The sequence below is a fragment of the Mycobacterium conspicuum genome, from assembly GCF_010730195.1.
Classification (GTDB): domain Bacteria; phylum Actinomycetota; class Actinomycetes; order Mycobacteriales; family Mycobacteriaceae; genus Mycobacterium; species Mycobacterium conspicuum.
Genome location: NZ_AP022613.1, coordinates 3,573,168 through 3,595,856, shown reverse-complemented (window position 1 = coordinate 3,595,856; position 22,689 = coordinate 3,573,168). Strand labels below are relative to the sequence as shown.

Sequence of the window (22,689 nt, the reverse complement as noted above, 5' to 3'; positions counted from 1 at the left end):
AGCGCGGCGCGGCCACGGCGTCGGCGTTTTGCGTGAACAGCAGGCGTCACGTCGGCTCCATGTGGCGGGGCCTACCGGACGGCGATGACGGTCAAACTGTGGTGAATACCCGTGAAATCAGTTTCATTCCGCGTGATGAGCGGCACGCCCAAGGCGACCGCGACTGCGGCAATGAGTAGATCGAATCGGCGCGGCTTCGGGTCTCGACCAACGGCTCGAACCGCCGCGCAGAGGGCTCCGTAGACCCGCGCAGCTTGGGTGTCGAACGGGATCGGATCGAAGGTGCGGGTTATCCAGTGATAGCGCTGCTCGCGGGCCGCGTTCAGGAGTGGGTCGGCGGTGTGCAGGCCGTACGCCAGCTCAGCGAGCGTGATGGTGCTGATCGCGGCCGTGGACGCGTGCGCGGCAACGGCATCGGCCGGGAAGTCGATGACGACGGAGGTGTCGAGCAGCGCCCGCTCGTGTGGTGAGCTCATTTGGTGGCGTGCCACTTGTCGGCATCGCTGTCGTCGACGACACCGTCGAGCTCTTCGAGCTCACGAGCAAACCGCGCGGTGTCCCAACCGGGGAGTTCGCTTGTGCCTGTGGCTATTTGCGCCACCGGAACGAAGCGCGGGGGTCGTTCGGCTTCGGCTTCACCGTGTGGCACGAGGTCTGCGACAGGCACACCGTTTCGGGTAACCGTAAACCGTTCCCCCTGTTGTACGCGGCGCATGATCGCGCCGCTGTCGTTTCGCAATTCCCGTTGACTGAGCGGTGTGGCCATATCGCAGCGTAGCACAATGGTGCTACATCGTGTAGCCGCGGTGGGACCACGCGGCGGCGACGCAGTTTCGCTTGCCCGAATCCGGCTATCTCGCGCAGCAGGGAATGCGATTCGGGATCGCAGTGTTGCCTGGAGTCGACACGAACAGCCAGCTTTGCGATAGGCGGGATCGAGACGCGGTACCGACTGATTACACCGGGCGAGGTCCTCGGCGGGGGTCGCTACATGCTGGGCGGCGTGCTGGGGAGCGGTGCGACGTCGCGCGTGCACGACGGGTGGGACCTGCAGCTGAGTCGTCGTGTGGCCATCAAGCTGCTTCAGCGCGGGATCCATGGCCGCCCGCCGGAGCTGACCGGTCGCCACGTCGTGGGGGTGCACGACGTCGGCGAGCATGACGGCGTGCCGTTCATCGTGATGGAGCGCCTACCGGGAGTGTCGCTGGCCGACTCCATCGCCCGCGGCCCGCTGGAACCGGCATTCGTTGAGGCCGCGCTCGACGGCGTGCTGGACGCCCTGGCCGAGGCGCACAGCGTCGGCGTCCTGCACCGAAACATCAAGCCGGGCAACATCTTGCTGACCGCCAGGGCCGAGGCCAAACTCGCCGACTTCGGGGCTGGCGTCAGCCTGCCCTACCTGAGCCCCGACCGGCTGGCTGCCAAGGCGGCGACGGCGCTCGACGATCTGTACGCCGTCGGCGTGGTCGGCTACGAGGCACTGACGGGCCGGCGGCCGTTCCCGCAGCAGGACCCGGGCGCCCTGGCCCACGCGATCCTGCACGAGGATCCACCGCCGCTTGCCTCGCTGCGCCCCGACGTGCCCGCCGGGCTTGTCACCGTGATCGAACAAGCGATGACGCGCGATCCCACACAGCGGTTCGACCACGCCGACGCGATGCGAGCGGCGCTGACCGGCGCACAGCCTGCGCCAATTTCCTTGCATCCGAACGGTGTTGGCCGATCGGAGAATTCACACGCCTACGCCGCTCATTCGTCGTAGGTCAAGAACTCAGCGAGCATCTCGGCGCGGGGGAGCAGGGACCGAGCCGAAGGGCCGGCGGTGCATGCGTGCCAGTCGGCGTCGTCGAGCAGGTCGAGCCCACGCATGATGCTGGACTGCTTGGCAATTGCCATCCGCACGTCGTGCAGGGTGAGGGGTTGCCCGTCGCGCTGCCAGCCATGCCCGAGCAGTCGATGGACGCGCTCCGCGAGCTTCAGTTCGTCAAGGGGGCCGTGCGCCGCCAGTACCGCAATCGTCAGTTCGATGATTTCGGTGCCAAACGTGTTGGGGCTGAACGCCGATCGCAGCCGGCGCATCACGGCCTGATCGTCGTCGGCTGCGCGGGTGGGCGTGAGCACGCCGTGGCGCAGTCGGAGCAGGCCCACCTGGCGCAGTAGGTCGTGCAGCACGGCCAGGGCCGGCAGGTTGTCCTCGGTGGCGGCGGGCCGCCCAAGTATGTGCCAGTGCGGGCGGTGTTGCTGCATGCTGCGCACCACGGTTCTGGGCAGCCGTCCGCCCGGAGTGAGCCGGATCCCGTCGGCGGCGAGATCGAGCAGTAGCCGCACGCTTTCGGGCACCGCACCGACGACGTTGCGCACGCGCTGGTCGGTGGCGGCCTTATCGAAGGGGCGCAGCCGGTTGCCGACCCAGCCGCGCGTGCGCTCGTGGTCGGGGCGGGTCGGGTCGGCGAGTACCTCGAGCAGTTCGGTGTAACCGCCGGGGCCGCCGCAGTCTTCGGGTGGGCAGGCGCCGGAGCCGTCCACGCAGCCCGGCGCTGGGCCGCCGGGGCCGAGTACTTCGATGTCGTGGGTCCAGTCGTCGCCTAAGTCGTAGAGGTACTCGAACCCGACGCCGAGGTCGGTGAGCGAGGCGCCGGTTTCGTCGCGTTGATCCTCCGGCCACACCTCTGCGCCGGGAATCTTCATCCCGTAGGTCGCTGTCGGCGTGACGAATTGGTGCAGATGCGAGTCGGTCCACCCGATCGCGACCTGCAGCACCGCGTGCAGCTCCGGCAGCGTCGCCGACGCGGGCACGTCGATCACCCGAACAACCGCTGGCTCGACATCGCGCAGCACCACCCGCAGGCGTGTGGTCTTCACTGTTCTGCGTCAATGAGCGACGTTGCGGCGCAACACTTCTTGTACTTGCGCCCCGACCCGCACCAACACGGTTCGTTGCGACCCGGCGGCCAGACGACCAGATCCGGGTCGGCTTGCGTCGTCATGTACGCGGCATAGGTGGCACGGGATTCCGCGTCATCGGGTGGCGCTCCTCGTTCGGCGCACCACGCGGTAAACGGTGCCACCCGCACCGGCGCGACGAGAAGCACGGGCACGCCGGCTCCCGACAACTCGCGGAACTGTTGTTGCATCGCGCGGCAGTACTGATCATGCGGCAGCGGTCCATCGGGGCCGGCCACCACATCGCTGGCTGCCAGTTCCGGCCAGATCCTGACCACCTGCTCGTAGTCGCCGGCCGGCAGCCAGGCGACCGCCACCGCGTCGATGGGTTCCACTCCCGCATCTTCTCCCACCACTGCGACGCGCGCCAGTGCCACACTGGGTCGTCGTTTGATCGCCTTTAGTTGCAAGGCCTTTCGTTGGGCGCCCAGTTAAGCCGGTTTGTCACAAGAGTCACAGCGGAGCTGGCATGTGCTTTTTGTCCACCTTCGAGCGACAACGCGTCGATGACCTGTCGCCACGCCCGTAGCCATCGTCCTACGAAGGCAGGATCGTCAGTGGGCAGCGGGGGCCATGCGCGCGGCTCAACGGCCCGTCGAGCGTCACCACCGCGCACCCCAGGTGTTCGGCCAACGCGATATAGGTCGCGTCATAGGCGGTCATGTTGCGGCGCAATTCCCACACGCGCTCCAACAGGGGGGCAATGACGTAACGCGTTACCGCCAAGCTCCGCCATCGCGCGACCGCGCGGAAGCCCTCGTCGTCGTCCAAGGCGCCGGCCAGCACGCGACGCCGCAGTGCGTTGGTCACCTCGGCGTCGATCAAGTGTGGGGCGTGCAACGCGTCCGACGCCAGGGCTGCGCGGGCCGCCCCGTTGTGCAGCACGGCGGCCACCGCAGCCGACGCGTCCACGACAATCACCGCCGATCGGCCTCGATATCGGCCACGATCTCCGCGGGGTCGATCGGCAGGTCCGGCCACGACGCCATCAGCGCCGCGTTGTCGACCCGCCTGGTAGAGGCGTCCAACTCACGGATCGCCGCCGCAGTCACCGACATCTTTTGCTGGCGGGCCAAGCGTTCCAGCCGCTCCACCACCTCGTCGGGCACGTTGCGCAAGTGCAATGTCTTCACAGCCGCCATGCTAGCAAAATGCTAGCTTGGTGCTTGCGTGCATGCACACCCGCAGGGTGGCCCCAGATGAGCTGTTTATCTTCATGGCATGAGTAAGCGACTCCAGGTTCTCCTCGATGCGGAGGAGTGGGAGCAGCTCCAGGCGATTGCGCGCCGGCATCGCACGACGGTCTCGGAGTGGGTTCGTCGCGCGCTGCGTGAGGCGCGGGAGCGCGAGCCGGCCGGTGATCTCGATACCAAGCTGCGCGCCGTTCGCGCCGCAGCATGTCACACGTTCCCGACCGCCGACATCGAGCAGACGCTCAAGGAGATCGACCACGGAGCCAAAGCATTGCCGGAAGCCGCGCAGTGATCCTGGTCGCCTCGAATATTCCGATGTATCTGGTCGTGGGTCGGCGCGGTGCTCGATGTCTGGCTGCTAGCCGCGCTTGGTTCCGGGCGTGAAGGTGACCGGCAGCGTGCCCAGCCCGGTCATGGCCGGGTTGCCGCGGTAGCGGTGGACGCCGTCGAGGTCGACCCGGTAGTCGGGGATGCGGTCGAGCACCGCGCGGACCATCACCTCCGACATCAGCCGCGCCAGGTGCGAGCCGATGCAGCGGTGCGGGCCCAGCCCGAACGCGAGGTGGCGGTTGGGGGAGCGGTCCAGGATGACTTCGTCGGCGCGGTCGAACTCGTTCTCGTCGTGGTTGGCGGCCAGCCAGCTGATGATGGCGCGGTCGTTCTTGCGCAAGTGTTGGCCGTTGAGCTCGACGTCCCGGGTGACGGTGCGGCTCAGTTGCTGGTTCACAGAGAAGTAGCGCAGGAATTCGTCGGTGGCGGTGCGGTACAGCTCGGGGTGGTCGATGAGTTGTTGGCGCAGCGGCGGGTGGGTGCCCAGGTGCAGCAGGGTCAGCGCGGTCTGCGAGGTGGTGGTGTCCACGCCGCCGCCGATGAGGTTCCAGACGATGTTGAGCAGCTGGTCGTCGGTGAGGCGCTGCCCGTCGAATTCGAACTGGATGAGGAAGCTGGTCAGGTCGTCGGTCGGGTTGCCGCGTCGTTCGGTGGCGAAATCGATGACCTCTTGCATCATGGCCGGGACCTGGGAGATGGCGGCGAGGTATTCGGGGCTGTCTTGCGGGACGGCCATGACGGAGTGAAAGAGGTTGGCGTAGAGCTGCCAGTTGTCATACGGCAGGCCCATCAGCTTCATGGTGAGGATGGCCGGCACCGGGCTCGCGTAGTCGAGCACCAGGTCCATTTGCCCGGTGGTGATTTTCTGGTCGAGGAACTCGTGGGCCTTGTCTTCCATGAACGGCTTGAGCTTGTCGACGGCGCCCGGGGAGAAGAACGGGGCCAGCGCGTGGCGCAGGGCCAGGTGGTAGTCGCCGTCGACCTCGCCGATGCCTAGGGCCGGTTGGCCTTCGGGACGCGGGACGCCCATCTCGCCCTGGTAGTCGACGCCGTTGGCCGCGTGGGGTTCGTAGCGGTGGGAGAAGGTGTCGTCGTCGCGGGCGGCGTTGCTCACCGCGGCGTAGCTGCTGAGGTACCAAAAGCCGTCGTAGTTGGTGTTCCAGGCGACCGGGCATTTCTGTCGGAGCTCGGCGTTGATGGCGCGCTGGTTGTCGTTGAAGTCGTCGGAGTGGTGGTCGAAGTCGACGACGGCGTCGTCGGTGACGTCGGGACGGGTCGTCATCTGCTTGGGGCCTCCACCGCGACGGGAGCTCGGCTATTTATGCTGTCTTTGCATTATTACGCTTATGGGTTCTGGCGAGAAAGGCCGCGATGAGTAGTCACCGGACGACCTTCAACCATGTCGGCTTGTGCGTCGCCGATGGCGCGCGGTCGCGGCGGTTCTACGAGAACGTGCTCGGGTTTCAGTTCTGGTGGGAGCTTGATCCGCCCGACGGGCCCACCGCCCAGCTGGTGCAGTTGCCGCCGCCGCTGGGGGTGCATGCGACGTATCTGGTGCGCGACGGGTTTGTGCTCGAGCTGATGGACTATTCGAAGCGGCAGGTGCACGCCGGCTCGGAACGGGTGATGGATCAGATTGGGCTGACGCACATTTCGTTGTCGGTATCCGACCTTGCCGGCGCGCTGGAGAAGGTTGTCGAGTTTGGGGGAGCGGTGGTCGACGCGACGGTGACCGAGGCCATGGCGATGGTCCGGGATCCGGACGGGCAGTTGTTGGAGTTGCTTTCGGATGGGTGGTTGTCGGCGCTGCCGCCTCGGCCTTAGGGCCGTTGGTTTGATTGCCGAGCGACCCACGACGACGCCGCAGGCTGTTTCCGGGACACCCTTGGCTGTAGTGGCGCTGCCCGTGGCGACGTTGTAGCCGCAATGCGACGAACAGGTAAGTGGCATGGTAGGGGCATGAATCGCATACGCCTGAGCACGACTGTGGACGCCAAACTCCTCGGCAGTGCACGGAGCGTTCGCCCGGGAATCACTGACGCCGCCCTAATCGATGAGGCCCTCGCGGCACTGCTCGCTCGGCACCGATCTGCAGAGATCGACGCCAGCTACGCCGCGTATGACGAGCACCCAGCTGCGGAGCCGGACGAGTGGGGGCACCTGGCCTCGTGGCGGCGGGCCGCGGGCGCCTCATGAAGTGCGCTGCCCGCTCGCGGGGAGGTGTGGTGGTGCGAACTGGCCGAGATCGGCGCCGCGCGTGGTTGTCCTATCCCGTGACGCGGCGGTCCCCGGCTGCGATGTGCCCTCGTCGCTCCATGCACGACGACCGTCCGGGGCCTCACCAGCGAGGTTGTCCTGGAACCGGACTCGACCCCATCTCGCGTCGTTCGGCGGTCAACCTAGATTTGGTCGAAAGCGTCTCGGTCGCAGTCTTGGTCAGCTGCCTCGGCCGGCTTGTCGACACCAGGATGCGTGAGATCTGCGGTCCGCTTGAGGTCGCGGTTGACTACACCGGCTGATCCCAAGCAGCCGCGGTTGGCCTCTGTTCCAGCCCGCGGGTCACCCGGTCGGTTGCCCGCCGCAGGTGTGGCTGCTCCTCCAAAGGCGCCAGGCGGCTGGCCACCTTCCAGAATGGACCAGCGATGTCGTGTAAAGAGTGGCTTCAGACCAGATGTTTGATGTCCACGCCTTCCCAGTGCCTTGCGAGATACTCTGCGACCAACCGACGGTGACAATAGTCCGGCTTATCCTCGCTGCACAGCAACACCGAGTTATCGAGTAACTCGCGTGAGGCAGTCTCCTCAATGCGCCGCCTCTTCATCAGCTGTAGAAATTGATGTTCGTATTCTGCCCAGGTGCCGCCGCCCTTCCGATAGGCATCGAGCATTGGTTGCGTCGGTGCTAAGTCCGATCGGTGAACATAAGCCATGCCGCAAATTTCCCTCAGGAAGTAACGAAGGTCGTCGCGCTTTGCGAATCCAGCTAGTTGTGAAACATTATTCAGTCGAACATCGACTAGCGTTGAGGCGCCCGAGTCGCGCAGCAACCCGAAAAATCCGTCAGCAGATTTCTTGGTAAAACCAATCGTATAAATGTTCATGTTGGATATGCGCCATCGCCGACACGCAGCGACTCGTTGACGTATGCGATGCGGTGCTCCTGGCGGATTAGAGCCTCTTCGAGGAGCTCGGCACGACTATGGAATAGGTCTGCCTCGGCTAGCCCAAATTTAGCCATGAGACGTTGCATAGCCATGGCATGGCTTTCGATATGCCCGTCGGCGTGGATGTGGTCGATTCTAATACCCCTCTCCGCAAGCACACGGGCAACTAGTACTGTGCGATGGCAATCAAGCGGTTCTCGCTCCGCACACATAATCGCGATACCTTCTCTCTGCATCCCATCCAGTAGCCGTTCTATTCCGCAGTTGAACTCGGGAGTTTGCGAGAGGCGGTCGTATTGGACCCGCCCGTCAACGTAACAGTCAGTGTCATCCGTACGTGCCCCCAGCTGCTTGCCCATAAAGACATACTTGATGCCAGCCTCGGCTAAGCTGCGATTCAGTGCGTCACGGTTGAAATGGGGCGCAAATCGACTTACCGGGACAGATCGTACATCTGCCACCGCCGTGACACCGCTCTGTCGAAGCAGTCTGCAAAATGTTGCGATATCGTGCGTGGAGTGGCCGATTGTAAGCACCTTATTTAGCATCATTACCTGCCGCTTCCGGTACTTGTTGCGCGTTCGATTATTGCTGCTACCAACTTATAAACATAGCCATCATACGGTTCGCCCAAGCTAATCGTCAGGAATGCCTCGCCCAATGTATAATTGCCGTCTGATTCTGCCAGATACTTCCGTTCATAAACCGGATCGGTTACTCGCAATGAATAATCGCAACCAGAGTATTCGAAGCCTGCTTGCACGACACGTTTTGGATTGCCGAATGCAGCACCGGGGCAGTGCACGCGTAAAGTGACGCGGTCTACTCGTATGAGTTTGAGTGAGTGCGTCAATGTGCGAGCTTGTCGCTCGGGCACACGATCATTCACCCCGTGGTAGGTGCTGTATCCGTTAATCCACAAAGACGCGGGCCGCTCCTCGAATGCGAGCAGTCGATCCCATTCCGCGCGCCCGGTCTTTTTCCAGTAATACTCAGGATCGAGTAGCCAATTTTCGCTTTGGTAGCTATGCGGCCGGGCCTCGATAAGCGGGACGGAGACGATATCGAGCACCTGTGGGTCGGAGCCATCTTCGTACTGTCGCTCGTATTCAGACACCTCATGATTGGGACGCGAGCTGATGGGACGTATCCACTTCGCACGGTCATGGGCAACGACTATTCCCGCGACGCATCGGCCCGACATCTTGCGGGAGTTCGCCAGGCACACGATGGTTTTGGCCTCTGTCACGCGAGCACGCACCCTCGGATCTTGGACTGGATCGACCAATAGAGCGACTGTAGCGCGCTCCACCGACGGGGCGACGCTCCAACTCGGCCCGCGTCGGCACCCAGTGCGATAGTGTCCCTTGGTGCTGCAGTGCAAGTTGGGGTGGTATAGGAGTGTCTGTAGTTAGTTCTCCGCCGGAACCCGGTCAAGTTGTTGAGGTTCGCGGATCCACCTGGGCAGTAGCAAATGTCCAGGCCCAAGGCCTGCCCCGCAGCCCAGCAGACGAGGCCGCAGCCCAGCTAAACCACGTCGTCGACCTTCAATCCCTCGATGAGGACCGGCTAGGCGAACAACTGTCGGTCATTTGGGAGCTGGAGGTCGGCCACACCGTCACGCCGGCGCAGGGCCTCCCAGAGCAGATCCATCCGGAAGCCTTCGACGACCCGGAAACCCTCGCAGGGTTTATCGACGCCATGCGCTGGGGCGCGGTGACGTCGGCGGACCCCAACCGGTACCAGGCGCCGTTCTGGTCCGGCGTCGCAGTGGAGGCCTACCAGCTTGAACCCCTACGCCGCGCCCTGGCCAGCCCGCGTGCGAACCTGCTACTGGCCGATGACGTGGGTTTGGGGAAGACGATCGAGGCCGGTCTGGTCCTCCAGGAGCTTTTCCTAAGGCACCGTGCACGCACGGCGGTGATCGTCTGCCCGCCCAGCCTGTCGCTGAAGTGGCAGGACGAGATGCGTGACAAGTTCGGCCTTCAATTCACCATCGTCAACAGCGAGCTGATTGCCCAGGTGCGTCGCAGCCACGGCCTGCACGCCAATCCGTTTCTGCTGTACCCGCGGGTGATCGTGAGCATGGCGTGGCTGCCCCAGGTGCGGGCGCAGCGCATGCTGCGTGACGTGTACGCGCAAGCCTCCAACCCCAAGACCGCCAAGCGGTTCGCATTCGACGTGCTGATCGTCGACGAGGCGCATCACGTTGCGCCATCGAGCCCATCGGCGGTAGCCAGCGGCCGCGGCTATGCGGTAGACACCCAACGCACGGAGGCGGTCCGCCAGCTCGCGGACAAATGCGAGCACCGACTGTTCCTGAGCGCCACCCCGCACAACGGGCATCCGGAATCGTTCACCGCGCTGATGGAGATGATCGACCCGCGGAGATTCTCCCGCGGCGCAATCCTTGACTCGGTCGCACTCAAAGACGTCACGATCCGCCGGCTGAAAAAAGATCTAAAAGCCAAGGGGTTCAAGGACCGTCAGGTCAAAATTCTGTCGTTCGATCCCGACGACGGCGAGCAGGCGATGTTCGACTTGCTCGACGAGATCGTCACCAACAGTGCCAAACAGAACGGCACCAAGCCGGGTGGTGACATCGTGACGATGCTGCTCAAGAAGCGGTTCTTGTCCAGCCCGTTTGCGTTCGGGATGACGCTGAGCCACTACCTCAGCGCCCAGGCGGGCCGCGGCCTGATCGATGACTATGACGACATTTTCGGCGATGGCCAGGCCGACGAGGAAGAGGGGCTGTGGGAGCAAGACGAGTCCGAGCGGCTGCGTGAGTCGAAGGGTTCCGACCCGCTCAGTGCCGCGGCGCCGGGCCAGCTGGAAAAGCTCAGAGACTGGGGACTGGGCTACGAGAGCCGCCCGGACTCGCGCCTGGACAAGCTCATCGACTTCCTCGACGCGATCTGCCGGCCCGACCGCAAACACTGGCTCAACGAGCGGGTCGTCGTATTCACCGAATACGCCCACACCGTTGATTGGCTGCAGCGGGTACTGACACAACGCGGCTACGACAAAGATCGGCTGGCGGTGATCCAAGGTTCGACGCCGACCGAGGACCGCGAATACATCCGCTCTCAGTTCACAGCCGACCCCGCCCAGGAGCCGGTGCGGGTGCTGCTGGCCACCGATGCCGCCGGTGAAGGCATCGACCTCCAGACCCATTGCCACCGTCTGGTGAATTTCGACATCCCGTTCAACCCGTCGCGGCTGGAGCAACGGATCGGCCGCATCGATCGCTACGGCCAGACGGAGACACCGGAAGTCTTCCACTTCGTCCCGGACGAAAAGTCGTCGACCTACGGTGCAGATGTCGATTTCATGGCCCGGGTCGCCAAGAAGATCGCTCAAGTCGAGCTGGACCTCGGCTCAGCGAACCAGGTGATCGGCGAGGAGATCCAGCAGCACTTCACCGGCCGTAAACCAGCCACGCGCAAGGCCAAAGGGGTCGATGCCAACGAGGTAATCAACTCCGCGCTCGCCGGAGGGATAGAGCTCAACGCCCGGCTCACCCAGCTGGAACAGGGCTACGACGATTCGCGTGTCCAGATGCATCTGGAACCGGGAAACCTGCGCCGAGTCGTGGACACCGCGTTGCGGATCAACCACCAGCCACCGCTGATCCCGGTTGGTGATGACCGCACCGACGCCGACGTGTTTGCGCTGCCGACACTGACACCGGGTTGGCACGACACCCTTAAGGGCTTGGACACACGGCTGAAACCTGGTGTGCTGCGCCCGATCACGTTTGACCCGGCCGCGGCAGAAGGTCGCAGCGATCTGGTCTATGTGCACCTGGGTCATCCGATCGTCCAGAAGGCACAGCGGCTGCTGCGCAGTTCGCTGTGGAGCGTGGACTCCCCGCTCAGCCGGGTGACGGCGGTCGTGGTTGATGACCTACCGGAGTCGTTCGTCGCCGCGGTGACCCGCATGGTGCTGGTCGGGCGCGGAGGCGTACGGCTACACGAGGAGGTGTTTCTAGTGGGTGTCCGGCTGAGAGGCCGCCGGACGATGGCCGAGGAGAAAGCCGAAGCGGCCCTGGACCAAGCCCTCGATCACGACCGGCTCAAGTCGGCTAGTAAGCAGTTGCGCGATCGGCTGTGCGAGTTGTGGAACCTTCCTGACGCGCCGCTGCGCGCCCGGCTGGAGGCGTCAATGCAGACTCGCGCGGCGCGCCGCCAAGAGCTGGTGATGGAGCAGCTGGCCAAACGCCAACAAACCGATACCCAGCGCGCACGCGACATCTTCACCGCGTTCCGAGCGAACCTCCATGACTCGTTGGCTCAGTTACGAAGCAAGGAAGCCGAATCCGAGGCGATGCTGTGGGCCGACGACCAGCAAAAGCAGTGGCGCCGAGACATCGAGAGCATGCAACGCCGCCTTGACGACCTCGATGATGAAGAGACCCGCGAAATCCAAGCGATCATGCACCGCTACGCAGACGTCAAACCACACACGACCGCAGCCGCGGTCGTGTTCGCACTCACCCCGACGGACGCGGCAGAGGGGTTGCGCTGATGCCCGCGCGACGAAAGCCTCAAAGCATCATTAATGCCGCCGACCTGCACCGGCAGTGGCTAGAACTGGTCGACACCGAGGGCCCGTTCCTGGCGATTCCACCGCTCAAGCGGGTGTGGCCGCAGGGCATGCCACGTCTTTCCGACGACCGCAAGGAAGCATTGGTCTACGCCCGCAAGGACTTCGAGCCCGCATGGGAGTCGCTCGACCGCATGCCCGACGATTCGGCGACGCTGGACGCCTACCGTATCGCGCGCGACAAGTGGGTCGAGGCAATCTTGCGGGAGGTGGCTGGCTGGGCAGAGTCGCTGTCGTGGGGTGAGGTGGCCGCTGTGCCGGCCCAATCCCCTAACCGTGCGGTGACGGTGACAGCCAACGCCGCACTCACTGGCCCGGATGGCATCGGAGCCCTCGTTTCTGTCATCGACCCGGTCGATTCGCTGCGGCAGGTACCTAACGATCTTTGGGCTGCCACCCCGGTCGACCGGATGGAGGCGCTGCTGCGCGCCAACGGCGTTGAGGTCGGCATCGTCACCGACGGACGCTGGTGGGGACTGGTGTGCGCCCGCGAAGGCAGCATGGCTGCCTCGGGCATTGTCGACGCACTGACGTGGATCGAAGAGCCCCGCACCCGCGACGCGTTCCTGACCGTCATCGGCCGCCAACACCTCGTGGGCGGCGACCCGAACGAGCGGCTGCCGGTGCTGTTCGCCGAATCTGTCGCCGCCGCTGAGGAAATCACCGAGGCGCTCGGCGCCCAGGTGCGCCGCGCCGTCGAGTTGCTCATCGCGTCGTTTTCTGAATCGGCAGCCGATGCGCAAAATCGGGGACAACCCAACCCGCTGCCAGACGACCCTCACCAAGCCTACGAGGCCGCGGTGACGATCATGATGCGGATCGTGTTCTTGCTGTTCGCCGAAGAGCGGGGCCTGCTGCCATCGGGAGAACTTTTCGAACAGGGCTACGGCATCTCGGCCTCGCTGGATCGGCTGCAGGGCCGCGAGACCGCCGAGGGCGAAGAGGCGCTGGATGCCACCTCGATGATGTGGCATCGACTGCTCGCCACCAGCCAGGCACTGTATGCGGGCGCCTCATTTGAAGGCATGCGGATGCCGGCCTACGGGGGCTCTCTCTTTGACCCCGTACGGTTCCCGTTCTTGACCGCGACTACCGAACACGGCACTCTCGCGCTGACGGTGTCTGATCGGGTGATGCTGCATGTGCTGCGCTCGGTGCAACAGGCCGTCCTCAAGGGCGGCGAGGCACGCCGAATATCGTTCCGCGACATCGATGTTGAGCAGATCGGTTACATCTATGAGGGCTTGCTCGGCTACACCGCGGTCACCGTCGACCAACCCTATCTGGGCTTGCAAGGCAAGAAGGGTGAAGAACCCGAGATCCCGCTCGCGGTGCTGGAGGAGCTAGCTGCCGGCTACGCCACCCCAAAGAAGCTCGCCGAAGCGATCCGCGCCTGGGTCGAGCGCGACCAGCCCGGTGCGACGCCGCAATCGGCGACAGCAATCACGAAAGGCCTTGGTACCAAGCCTGAGCCGGGTGCGGTCAGCGCTCTCGCTCAGGCCGCCGGCGACGACGCCCATTTGCGCGACCGGGCGCTGAAATGGCTGAGTTTGATTCGCCAGGACCTGCGCGGCCGCCCGTTCGTTGTGCGCGCCGGCGGATTGATAGTCAAAGAGACCCCCTCCCGCAAGAACGCCGGCGCCCACTACACCCCGAAATCGCTGGCCGAAGAAGTCGTGCTGCACGCGCTGCAACCGCTGTGCTACTGGCCCGGCCCACACCGGACCGCCGACGAAGCGAAGTGGAAACTCAAGTCCTCCGACGACATCCTGAGCCTCAAGGTTACCGACATCGCTTGCGGCTCTGGCGCATTCCTCGTCGGCGCGGCACGCTATCTCGCCGAACGAGTAGTTGAGGCGTGGACCGCCGAAGACCCCGCCAACAGCCAACGCCGCGATCTGTATCTGCGGGCCATCCGTGAAGTCGTCGCCAACTGCATCTACGGCGCCGACATCAACGACATGGCCGTCGAAATGTGCAAGCTCTCACTCTGGTTAGTCTCCCTCGATCGCGACCTGCCGTTCTCATTCGTCGACGACAAAATTTTCCTCGGCAACTCACTGCTCGGCCTGACCAGCCTCGACCAACTCCGCAAACTGCACATCGATCCGAGCCGTGTACCAGCCACGGCGATGATCGACATCTTCGACGTCGACATCGACGCCATCATCCATCGAGCCGTCGAACTGCGTCGCAAACTAGCCACCGAAATCGACGAAAACGATCCCGCTCGCAACAGCGCTGCCAAACACCGGCAGCTCGCCCAACTGCACGACGTCACAGCCGAATTGCGAAAGATCGCTGACGGCGTGATCGCCGCTGGACTGTCCCTTGGCGGGAAACCGGACAAGGCACTCGACGAGGCGTACGAGAACCTGCGCATCGCCGTCAAGACCGCACACCCCGAATCTGATCAACCGGACTCGACAATGCTCGGCTCGATCATTGACGCCGGCCTGAGGCCAACGGTGCAGACAGACTACGAGCGATGGCGGCCGAATCATTGGGTCATCGAGGCACCGGATGTTGTCGTTGAACGAGGCGGCTTCGATGCCATCATTGGGAATCCGCCGTTCCTCGGTGGCCAAAAACTCACCGGTGCTTTGGGAACCAACATTCGCGACTGGTTCGTTAACGTACTCGCTGAAGGGACTCGGGGAAGTGCTGACCAGGTGGCGTACTTCTTCCTGCGCGCGCAGTCGTTGCTCTCTTCAGAGGGGACCGTGGGGCTCATCGCCACGAACACCATCGCCCAAGGCGACACGCGCGAGGTTGGGCTCGATCGAATGGTCGCCTCCGGATTCACCATCACCCGCGCGATCCAGAGCCGGTCCTGGCCCGCCGCCAGCGCCAATCTGGAATACGCCGCGGTGTGGGGCACTGTCGGGCCGGTGGCCGACGACGTGCCACGCATCAGCGACGACACGCCCGTCAAGAGGATCAGTACCCTGCTGGAGCCCGGCGGGCGGATTGCGGGTAACCCCGTCCGGCTCGCCGATAACGCGGACGTCGCCTTCCAAGGGTGCATCGTGCTTGGCATGGGCTTCGTCCTCGAACCCGACGAAGCACAGGCGTGGATTGCCGAGGACTCTCGTAATGCCGAGGTTCTGTTTCCTTACCTTGGCGGTGAAGATCTCAACTCTCGGCCGGACTGTTCCGCATCGCGCTGGGTGATCGACTTCTATGGACTAGCCGTCGAACAGGCGGCGCAGTACGTGCAGCCTTTGAACCGAGTGCGTCTTCGGGTCAAACCCGAGCGCGACAGGAATAGTCGGCAAGCTCGCCGCGACAATTGGTGGCTTTTCGCGGAGAACGCATCGGGCATGCGGAAGGCGATCGCTGGCCTCGACGAGGTGCTCGTAATTGCGCTGGTGAGCAAGACGGTCATGCCTGCGCGCGTTCCGACAGGACAAGTCTTCGCCCACAAGCTTGCGGTCTTTGCGGTCGATTCGTATGGCGACCAAGCGGTGCTCTCGTCGAGTCTCCACCAGATGTGGGCCATTAAATACGGTTCGACGATGCGCACCGATGTGAACTATTCGCCAACTGATGTTTTCGAGACTCTCCCACGCCCTGAAACAACAGAGTGGTTGGAACAAATCGGTCGGACGCTCGATGCGGAGCGTCGTGAGATCATGCTTCGCCGCGACCTCGGTCTGACCAAGCTCTACAACCTCGTCAACAACCAGCAGCTCGCTGATGCCTCCGATCCAGATGTGGCCCGGATGCGGGCGATTCACGTCGAACTCGACGAGGCGGTCATGGACGCCTACGGCTGGTCGGATATTCCGCTCGAGCACGGCTTCCACACCTACCGCCAAATGCAGCGTTGGACGGTCAGCCCCGCTGCGCGAGTCGAGATCCTTGACCGGCTACTGGAGCAGAATCACCGCCGCGCCGCCGCCGAAGCTAAGCAGGCGGCCAAACCGAAACGCAGGGACGGCCGCGGCCGGACGGTGTCAGAACGGCAAGGAACACTGATCCCATGAAGGAGACCACCGAGAAGTCGAACGGCGCCGAGGCTACCTACCAGCTGACTTATGAGCCCGACGGCACGTCGTTCACCGTGCGGGAGAACCTGGTCGACATCTTGAAACGTGAGCTGCTCGGGCCGATCCACGGCCCGCATGAGGTGCTGCCGTTCAGCCCTCGCTCCCAGTACCTGGTTGGCCACATCGCCCCGGTGAAACTCACCGGCGCCGCGCATACCGACGACGATGCCGAAGGCGACGCCGAGCGCGGACCCTTAGTGGAGCCGCGCGCCGACGGCGAAGGACTTGTGGAAGGCCACGGTGTGCCGGCCATCGCTGCCGACGACAATGATGCTGACGGCGAAGACGACGACGCCGATGACCGAGCGCCCAAGCAGGGGTTGATGATCGCGGCGTCGATGGGCCTGCGGTTTCAAGTTCCGCTCGATCTGGGGTCGTTCACGGTGACCGCGTCGTGGGGCACCTACGAGAGCGTGCAGACCGACCAGGTCACCAAGTCCGGTCGCCCGATTCGCCACTACCAGCGCACCCCCGTGGAAGAGGCACGCACTATCGCGTTGGCCGACCTGATGCCGGGCCGTACCACGACGGTTCCGTTGCAAGAGTCCATCTGCCTGCGGATCGACCGCTACAACGACCCGGCGTGCGGGCGCGTGCTCATTGAGATCGCGCTGTGCAACGACCGTGCGGCGCCCCTGCCGATCCCGTTGGGGATGTGGATGTTTCAAACAAAACTTCATGTCGACGCGGGCGGTGCCGAGGTGTTCCTGCCGGTCTGCGACGTGTTGGAACAAGAACTCCCCGAACACGATCCGGAGGTCCGACGGCTCAACCTGCAGTACCGCAACCGGCTGGAATACGCGATCGGGCGGACCTGCTCGGTCGACTGGTCGGTCAAAACCGGCTCGCGGCGCGCGTCAGCGGTGTGGACAACCTGGCTACCGGTCGCCGAAACCCCGCAGACTCGAGCTCGGCCTGTGGAGAACGCGCTGCTGTCCATGGACAAACTGTCCCGCGTCACACCCGATGAGTTGCGCAACGGGCTGCAGCCCCTGGTAACGGAATACGGCACCTGGTTGGACGGCCAGCAGTCGATCGCTGCCGAGCTGCCCGAACATCTACGCGAGACAGCGGAGTTGGTGTTGTGGGAGGCGCGTCAGGCCCACCAGCGGCTTCAGGCCGGGCTCGAACACGTCGCCACTGACGACGAAGCGCTGCGCTGCTTTCGATTCATGAACCAAGTGATGCGCGACCAACGCATCGCCACCCAGGTTGCGGCGGAGCGCGCCTCCGATCCGTCACTGTCGATCCCGGATGCGCAGAAAAAGGTTGCAGACAAGGGGGAGACCGCCGCATCCTGGCGGCCGTTCCAGCTAGCCTTCATCCTCATGCAGCTTCCCGCGTTAACCGACCCCACGGTGCCGCTACGCAGCGCCGAGCATCAAGCGCGGGTCGAGTTGCTGTTCTTCCCGACCGGTGGCGGCAAGACCGAGGCCTATCTCGGATTGGCGGCCTACACTTTCGCGATCCGCCGCAGGCAGGGCGTCGTCGAATCGAGCGAAGGACCCCTCGACGGCCGCGATGGGGTCGCCGTGTTGATGCGATACACGTTGCGGCTGTTGACCGCCCAGCAGTTCCAGCGCGCCACCGCGCTGATGTGTGCGGCCGAGCTGGTGCGACGTGCCGATGAAAGCACCTGGGGCAGCGAACCATTCCGGATCGGACTGTGGGTCGGCACTGATGTGAGCCCGAAACGGTTCGAGGAGGCCGACGAGCAACTGGCCCGGGCCAACGAATACGGTTCGCACCGCCTGACGGTGCTGCAGCTCCAGCGCTGCCCCTGGTGCGGCACCCCCGTCTCCGCCGCACAGGTCAAAGCCGATGCGACGCTGCGCCGCGTATTTGTCTACTGCGGAGATGAACTGGCCCAATGTCCATTTGCCAAGGGCGGCAGCGTGACCGAGGGTCTGCCGGTGTTGACCGTCGACGAGGAGATCTATCGGCTCACACCGGCATTCGTCATCGCCACTGTGGACAAGTTCGCCCGACTGGCGCGCGAGGGCGAGGCCGCAGCGCTGTTCGGCTACGTTAGGCGGCGATGTGGACGCCACGGCTACGTGCACCCCGACTACGGCGGCTGCAGCATCTCTACCGCGCACCCGGCCACGAACGGACAGCCCGCGGCCACGATTCGCCCAGTCGACCGGCTGCGGCCGCCGGATCTAATCATCCAAGATGAGCTGCACCTAATCACCGGGGCGCTGGGCACCTCCGTCGGCCTGTTCGAAGTCGCCGTCGAAACCCTCGCCTCCTGGGAGCGCGCCGACGGCAAACCGGTGCGGCCGTTGATCGTGGCCTCAACCGCGACGGTGCGCAACGCTACGGAGCAAGTACGGGGCTTGTATGGGCGGCGCGTCGAAATGTTCCCGCCGCAAGTGCTCGATGTCGCCGACACCTACTTCTCCGTGGAAATCCCGGTCAGCAAAGAGAACTCGGGCCGCCGTTACGTCGGGGTGAGCGCGCAAGGCGTGCGGTTGGCCAACGCACAGATCCGCGCCTCGGAGGTGCTGCTGTCGGCCGGGCAGCTACTGTTCGACCGCTGTGGCGCCGACGCCGACCCGTACATGACGTTAGTCGGCTACTTTAACGCCACCCGCGAGTTGGCGGGCATGACTCGATACTTGTCGGACGACGTGCAGGATAGGGTCAGGCGGCCGCGTCGGGGTTCTGGTTTTCCGCGTCGGCTGGGTGCCGCGTTTGGTCTGCTACACAAGGGCGAGCTGACGGCGCGCATCGCCTCCTCGGAGATCGGCGCGACATTGGACCGGCTCGGGCTGCAATTCGACCCGACCTACGACACCAACGAAGCGGCGCGAACCCGGATGGCCGACCAGAAGAACGGCAAAGCCGTGCGTGTCCGCAATGAGGCGCAATCGCCCTTTGACGTGGTGCTGGCCACCTCGATGCTCCAGGTTGGGGTGGACGTGCAGCGCCTCGGGTTGATGCTCGTGGCCGGGCAGCCCAAGAACACCGCTGAATACATTCAGGCCTCGTCCCGTGTTGGTCGAGACGCGAACCGGCCCGGTTTGGTTGTGACGCTGGGCAACTGGGCTCGCCCACGCGACCTGGCCCACTTCGAGCAATTTCGCCATTACCACGAAACGTTCTACGCCCAGGTCGAAGCGTTGTCGGTCACGCCGTACTCACCGACGTCGCTGGACCGGGGCATCGACGGCCTGCTGGTCAGCGCCGCACGAGTCCTGCAAGCCCACCTGGAAGATGGTCTATCGCCTGAGCGCACCGCGTGGCGGATCAAAGACCAGCACAGCGCCGTCGAAAACATCGTCGCGCGGCTCAAGAAGCGCATCGCGGCAGCCGCACAAGACGACGATGCGACCAAACGCGCCAGCGACCTGCTGACCAATCGGATTGATCGATGGTCGGATCGAACCAAAAACGCCACCGAGATGGGCAAGACGCTGGTTTACGAACGTACCGGTGAGGGCGACAAATACCTGGCGCTGCTCGTCAGCCCCGAGCACGCCAAGGCGGCGGCAGGCGGATCGATGCAACCACCCTTCGTGGTAGCGAACTCAATGCGGGAAGTGCAGCCGGAGATCAACGTCTTAGTCAGCCCCATCCCCGAGCGGCTGTTCGTGCGGACACCTGACGGTGCGCCCACTTGGGTCCTGCCGGCCGGGAAGGGTGACGAATGACCGACACCGTCACCGAGATGCTCTATGACGCCACTGTATCCCTGGACCCCCTTGGTGACGTCGAAGAGGGCGTCGTCAAAAACCGTGCGAAGGTCGGGACCGCGCGCCCCTCGTCACTGCTCTACACCTACGGGCCCGGCGCAATCATGGACCTGCCTGGATTCTCGGTGATGCCAGCCGGTTTGGATGACTGGGAGCCGATTTGGAAGCGACGCGAACACGTGCCGACAATCATCGAGCCACGCCTGCTCAACGTCGTACGGCTGCACCTCGGCCCACAGGTGGATGCGCTGCGGCCGTTCCCCTGGCAGCCAAAGCAGCGCGCGTTTTCCAGTGAGGGCGCAGACCTGGGTATACCGGCGCGAGTGTTCCCGCAATGGTTGCGCTGCACCGGATGTGACTACCTCGGCCCGCTGCCGCGATTCAGCTACACCAACACCCACCCGTTTCGCCCAGACCTAGCCCAGTTCACCCACAAGAGCTGCCCCGGGCGCGGTGTGCAACGCGCGGGCTCAAGTTCGCGACGGCGGGAGAGTCCAGCCGTCCCCGCGCAGCACTTACTGACATGCGCCAACGGACATCTCGATGAGTTCCCCTACGGCCTATGGGTGCATCGCGGTGCACAGTGTCCGAAGGCCGAAGCCCCAGACCTGAAGATGCGCGATGCCAACGTCGGACGGAGCATCGGCTCAACCATCGAGTGCGCCTCATGCGGGGCGACGCGCAGCATGGCCGAAGCACAAGGCACGGCAGGGCGTGACAAATTGCCGCAGACATGTCGAGGCCGCCACCCGCACCTGAACGCCTTTGACACCAACTGTGATGGACGACCCGCGCTAATCATGATGGGCGCGTCCAACCTCTGGTTCCCCTCCACTCAGTCGATCATCGTGATGCCCACCCATGAGGAAAAGACCGAAGCGCTCGCCGACAGGCTCCGGGCTGAGCTCGGTGTGGAGCAAGTGAAGCAATTCGGTGCGCAGATCGACGTAATTCGTGCACTGGCCGGAGCCAAAAGCATCGACCTGGCAGATGTTACCGACGACGAGATCGCCAAGACCGTCGCCGATGTACTCAAACCTCCGGACTCCGAGGAGGAGCGCCACGAAAAGCTCGCCGCATGGGACCCCGTCGAGATGCTGGTTCCTGAATGGCGATATCTGCAGAAACCGGCTCTATTCCCCGAGCAACCAAATACCAGCGGCCTGATGGTGACCGAGCAACAACTCGGCCCCGAGTTACCCAGCCGGATCGGCCGGGTGGTTGCCGTCAACAAGATGAAAAAGGTCAACGCGTTCCTTGGCTTTACCCGTCTCGATGCGTTGGACCGCGTGAACGATGTGGTGCGCCGACTGGTGAAACTCACCCGCAATGGCAAACCGACGTGGATACCGGCAACCGAAGACCGTGGCGAGGGAATCTTCTTGCAGCTCAACCTTTCCGAGGTCGAGGCATGGGAGAAGACGATTCTGTCATCGCCGTTGTGGACCGCGCACCGGAACGCGCATCGGCGTAACTTCTGGAGTCGTTTTTCTGAAACGGCGGCCAAAGTGGACCCCGATACGCGGCTGCCGGCCCCGCGATACTGGTTGCTTCACACGCTATCTCATGTGCTGATCCGTGAGATGGCCATGTCCTGCGGCTATGGCGCGGCCAGCTTGAGCGAACGCATTTACGGTTGGCCAACATCCGAGCAGCGAGAAGGCGCCGCAGGACTGTTGATCTGTACCACGGCATCCGACAGTGAAGGCACGCTAGGCGGTCTGATAGCGCTGTCGGAACCTATACGGCTCCAAGGACTTGTGGCCTCGGCGTTGCGGCGTGCGGGGCGTTGCTCGTCAGACCCTGTGTGCGCGATGCGGATACCGCATGACCCGGAGGACTTCCTGCATGGTGCCGCCTGTCACTGCTGCTCTTTCGCGTCGGAAACGTCCTGTGAGAAGGCGAACCGGTTCCTCGACCGCCGGTTCCTCCTTACGCTGCCCAGCGCCGACGGCGACTCTGTGCCGGGCTTCTTCGGAGCCGTCGATGCTCTATGAGTCCGTTCGCGGCGCTTGGGGAATACCTCACTGCTAGTGAGGCCGAGGGCCTTGCGGTGCTAATCGAAGCCGGGGAACACACCGCCCATGCGCTGCAAGCGGTGGGCGCAGCCCACCGCGAGCGGGCTGCAGAATTGCTTGCTCTCGCGGGGCTGGGCCATACCAACCCTGCTGTGTCCGCCGCGGTACTCCGGGCGATCGCAGGTGCGAAGTCTATTCACCGCGAACTGGTTCCGGTGTGGACGATGCCCGGCAACGAGGCCACCGCCGGCCATCTCACTAGTGAGTTCCACCGTATTGTCAGTGGCGCGCGAGTGTCGGTTACGTGCGCAACTTACAACTTCTCAGCGAACTCGAACATGTGGACTGCGCTCAAGTATGTGTCCGAACAGCCGGGCGTCGCAGTCTGTGTTTATGTCGATGCCGACAAAGGCGACCCGTGCGCCGTGAAGGCGCAACTGCCCCGCGCCACGGTGTACCGATCGGCACAACTTCGTGACGGCAATCTAATCGTTAGTCATACCAAATTCATCGTGGTAGACCACGCGATGGTGTTACTGACCAGCGCGAACTTCTCCTACAACGCAGAGAACCGCAACGTCGAGTTCGGACTGCTGATCCAAGACAACGGCCTCGCGACATCGATCGAATCGACCATGTGTAGCAAGCATGGGACGTTGTACGAACTGGTGTGACCAAGTGGGA

General features: G+C 63.9%; 17 protein-coding genes and 3 pseudogenes. 10 read left to right on the top strand and 10 right to left on the bottom strand.

The window, feature by feature from the left end; genetic code table 11:
* Positions 1 to 71: 71 nt before the first annotated feature.
* Both G6N66_RS16640 and G6N66_RS16635 read right to left on the bottom strand, forming a co-directional pair.
* Positions 72 to 476: a type II toxin-antitoxin system VapC family toxin gene (locus G6N66_RS16640; RefSeq protein ID WP_085231176.1), complete on the bottom strand. Its 405-nt coding sequence runs from the start codon at positions 474 to 476 to the stop codon at positions 72 to 74.
* The gene (locus G6N66_RS16635) at positions 473 to 766 is read right to left on the bottom strand and encodes a type II toxin-antitoxin system Phd/YefM family antitoxin (RefSeq protein WP_085231175.1); all 294 of its coding nucleotides are present in this window, start codon (positions 764 to 766) and stop codon (positions 473 to 475) included. The genes G6N66_RS16640 and G6N66_RS16635 overlap by 4 nt, the downstream gene beginning before the upstream one ends.
* A gap of 237 nt (positions 767 to 1,003) precedes the next feature.
* Between G6N66_RS16635 and G6N66_RS16630 the strand changes: the two genes are divergently transcribed.
* Entirely contained in the window at positions 1,004 to 1,762 is a 759-nt protein-coding gene (locus G6N66_RS16630) for a serine/threonine-protein kinase (RefSeq protein WP_085231282.1), read from the top strand.
* On the opposite strand, the gene G6N66_RS16625 is transcribed toward G6N66_RS16630, so the two are convergent.
* The 4 genes and pseudogenes from G6N66_RS16625 to G6N66_RS16610 form a co-directional block, all read right to left on the bottom strand.
* Positions 1,750 to 2,862: a plasmid pRiA4b ORF-3 family protein gene (locus G6N66_RS16625; RefSeq protein WP_085231174.1), complete on the bottom strand. Its 1,113-nt coding sequence runs from the start codon at positions 2,860 to 2,862 to the stop codon at positions 1,750 to 1,752. The genes G6N66_RS16630 and G6N66_RS16625 overlap by 13 nt on opposite strands.
* Positions 2,859 to 3,275 (bottom strand): annotated as a pseudogene (locus G6N66_RS16620) (SEC-C metal-binding domain-containing protein); the annotation flags it as partial. The gene G6N66_RS16625 and the pseudogene G6N66_RS16620, both read right to left, overlap by 4 nt.
* A 205-nt stretch (positions 3,276 to 3,480) precedes the next feature.
* Positions 3,481 to 3,855: a type II toxin-antitoxin system VapC family toxin gene (locus tag G6N66_RS16615; RefSeq protein WP_232079333.1), complete on the bottom strand. Its 375-nt coding sequence runs from the start codon at positions 3,853 to 3,855 to the stop codon at positions 3,481 to 3,483.
* Between the two features lie 5 nt (positions 3,856 to 3,860).
* Positions 3,861 to 4,076 carry an antitoxin gene (locus tag G6N66_RS16610; protein WP_085231281.1) on the bottom strand — a complete coding sequence of 72 codons (216 nt, stop codon included), beginning with the start codon at positions 4,074 to 4,076 and terminating at the stop codon, positions 3,861 to 3,863.
* 88 nt (positions 4,077 to 4,164) lie between these two features.
* Here G6N66_RS16610 and G6N66_RS16605 point away from each other — a divergent pair, with 88 nt between their 5' ends.
* Positions 4,165 to 4,428: a ribbon-helix-helix protein, CopG family gene (locus tag G6N66_RS16605; protein WP_085231171.1), complete on the top strand. Its 264-nt coding sequence runs from the start codon at positions 4,165 to 4,167 to the stop codon at positions 4,426 to 4,428.
* A gap of 66 nt (positions 4,429 to 4,494) precedes the next feature.
* Here G6N66_RS16605 and G6N66_RS16600 read toward each other — a convergent pair whose 3' ends face one another.
* Positions 4,495 to 5,748 carry a cytochrome P450 gene (locus G6N66_RS16600; RefSeq protein WP_085231170.1) on the bottom strand — a complete coding sequence of 418 codons (1,254 nt, stop codon included), beginning with the start codon at positions 5,746 to 5,748 and terminating at the stop codon, positions 4,495 to 4,497.
* Positions 5,749 to 5,837: 89 nt separating this feature from the next.
* Here G6N66_RS16600 and G6N66_RS16595 point away from each other — a divergent pair, with 89 nt between their 5' ends.
* The 3 genes and pseudogenes from G6N66_RS16595 (at position 5,838) to G6N66_RS16585 (ending at position 6,985) form a co-directional block, all read left to right on the top strand.
* Positions 5,838 to 6,290 (top strand): VOC family protein, encoded by a 453-nt coding sequence (locus G6N66_RS16595; protein ID WP_085231169.1) that lies wholly within the window; start codon positions 5,838 to 5,840, stop codon positions 6,288 to 6,290.
* Between the two features lie 108 nt (positions 6,291 to 6,398).
* A pseudogene (locus tag G6N66_RS16590) lies at positions 6,399 to 6,662 on the top strand (type II toxin-antitoxin system antitoxin MazE5); the annotation flags it as partial.
* 6 nt (positions 6,663 to 6,668) lie between these two features.
* Positions 6,669 to 6,985, top strand: a pseudogene (locus tag G6N66_RS16585) (type II toxin-antitoxin system PemK/MazF family toxin).
* Between the two features lie 143 nt (positions 6,986 to 7,128).
* Here the strand turns inward: G6N66_RS16585 and G6N66_RS16580 are convergent.
* The 3 genes from G6N66_RS16580 to G6N66_RS16570 are packed head-to-tail and all read right to left on the bottom strand — an operon-like array spanning position 7,129 to position 8,857.
* Positions 7,129 to 7,566: a DUF488 domain-containing protein gene (locus G6N66_RS16580; RefSeq protein ID WP_085231167.1), complete on the bottom strand. Its 438-nt coding sequence runs from the start codon at positions 7,564 to 7,566 to the stop codon at positions 7,129 to 7,131.
* Complete coding sequence (locus G6N66_RS30450; protein ID WP_372515753.1) at positions 7,563 to 8,177, bottom strand: DUF488 domain-containing protein; 615 nt, start codon at positions 8,175 to 8,177, stop codon at positions 7,563 to 7,565. Before G6N66_RS30450 ends, G6N66_RS16580 begins: the two co-directional genes overlap by 4 nt.
* 2 nt (positions 8,178 to 8,179) lie before the next feature.
* Positions 8,180 to 8,857, bottom strand: coding sequence for a dual OB domain-containing protein (locus tag G6N66_RS16570; RefSeq protein WP_372515751.1), 678 nt, complete (start codon positions 8,855 to 8,857; stop codon positions 8,180 to 8,182).
* Between the two features lie 173 nt (positions 8,858 to 9,030).
* On the opposite strand from G6N66_RS16570, the gene drmD reads away from it, so the two are divergent.
* From drmD to drmC, 5 genes are read left to right on the top strand one after another with little or no spacing between them, the layout of a single operon-like run.
* Positions 9,031 to 12,159, top strand: a complete 3,129-nt coding sequence (drmD, locus tag G6N66_RS16565; protein WP_232079332.1) for a DISARM system SNF2-like helicase DrmD — start codon at positions 9,031 to 9,033, stop codon at positions 12,157 to 12,159.
* A complete protein-coding gene (locus tag G6N66_RS16560; RefSeq protein ID WP_085231164.1) occupies positions 12,159 to 16,226 on the top strand; it encodes a DNA methyltransferase in 4,068 nt (1,355 codons plus the stop codon). The genes drmD and G6N66_RS16560 overlap by 1 nt, the downstream gene beginning before the upstream one ends.
* Entirely contained in the window at positions 16,223 to 19,945 is a 3,723-nt protein-coding gene (drmA, locus tag G6N66_RS16555; protein ID WP_085231163.1) for a DISARM system helicase DrmA, read from the top strand. The genes G6N66_RS16560 and drmA overlap by 4 nt, the downstream gene beginning before the upstream one ends.
* Complete coding sequence (gene drmB / locus G6N66_RS16550; protein WP_085231162.1) at positions 19,942 to 21,984, top strand: DUF1998 domain-containing protein; 2,043 nt, start codon at positions 19,942 to 19,944, stop codon at positions 21,982 to 21,984. Before drmA ends, drmB begins: the two co-directional genes overlap by 4 nt.
* On the top strand, positions 21,981 to 22,679 hold the full coding sequence (gene drmC, locus G6N66_RS16545) for a DISARM system phospholipase D-like protein DrmC (RefSeq protein WP_085231161.1): 699 nt from the start codon (positions 21,981 to 21,983) through the stop codon (positions 22,677 to 22,679). Before drmB ends, drmC begins: the two co-directional genes overlap by 4 nt.
* Positions 22,680 to 22,689: the final 10 nt, after the last annotated feature.

Coding starts and splice junctions, on each gene's coding strand:
- G6N66_RS16640 (WP_085231176.1), bottom strand. CDS start 476: ATGAGCTCACCACACGAGCGGGCGCTGCTCGACACCTCCGTCGTCATC.
- G6N66_RS16635 (WP_085231175.1), bottom strand. CDS start 766: ATGGCCACACCGCTCAGTCAACGGGAATTGCGAAACGACAGCGGCGCG.
- G6N66_RS16605 (WP_085231171.1), top strand. CDS start 4,165: ATGAGTAAGCGACTCCAGGTTCTCCTCGATGCGGAGGAGTGGGAGCAG.
- G6N66_RS16600 (WP_085231170.1), bottom strand. CDS start 5,748: ATGACGACCCGTCCCGACGTCACCGACGACGCCGTCGTCGACTTCGAC.
- G6N66_RS16595 (WP_085231169.1), top strand. CDS start 5,838: ATGAGTAGTCACCGGACGACCTTCAACCATGTCGGCTTGTGCGTCGCC.
- G6N66_RS16580 (WP_085231167.1), bottom strand. CDS start 7,566: ATGAACATTTATACGATTGGTTTTACCAAGAAATCTGCTGACGGATTT.
- G6N66_RS30450 (WP_372515753.1), bottom strand. CDS start 8,177: ATGCTAAATAAGGTGCTTACAATCGGCCACTCCACGCACGATATCGCA.
- G6N66_RS16560 (WP_085231164.1), top strand. CDS start 12,159: ATGCCCGCGCGACGAAAGCCTCAAAGCATCATTAATGCCGCCGACCTG.
- drmA (WP_085231163.1), top strand. CDS start 16,223: ATGAAGGAGACCACCGAGAAGTCGAACGGCGCCGAGGCTACCTACCAG.
- drmB (WP_085231162.1), top strand. CDS start 19,942: ATGACCGACACCGTCACCGAGATGCTCTATGACGCCACTGTATCCCTG.
- drmC (WP_085231161.1), top strand. CDS start 21,981: ATGAGTCCGTTCGCGGCGCTTGGGGAATACCTCACTGCTAGTGAGGCC.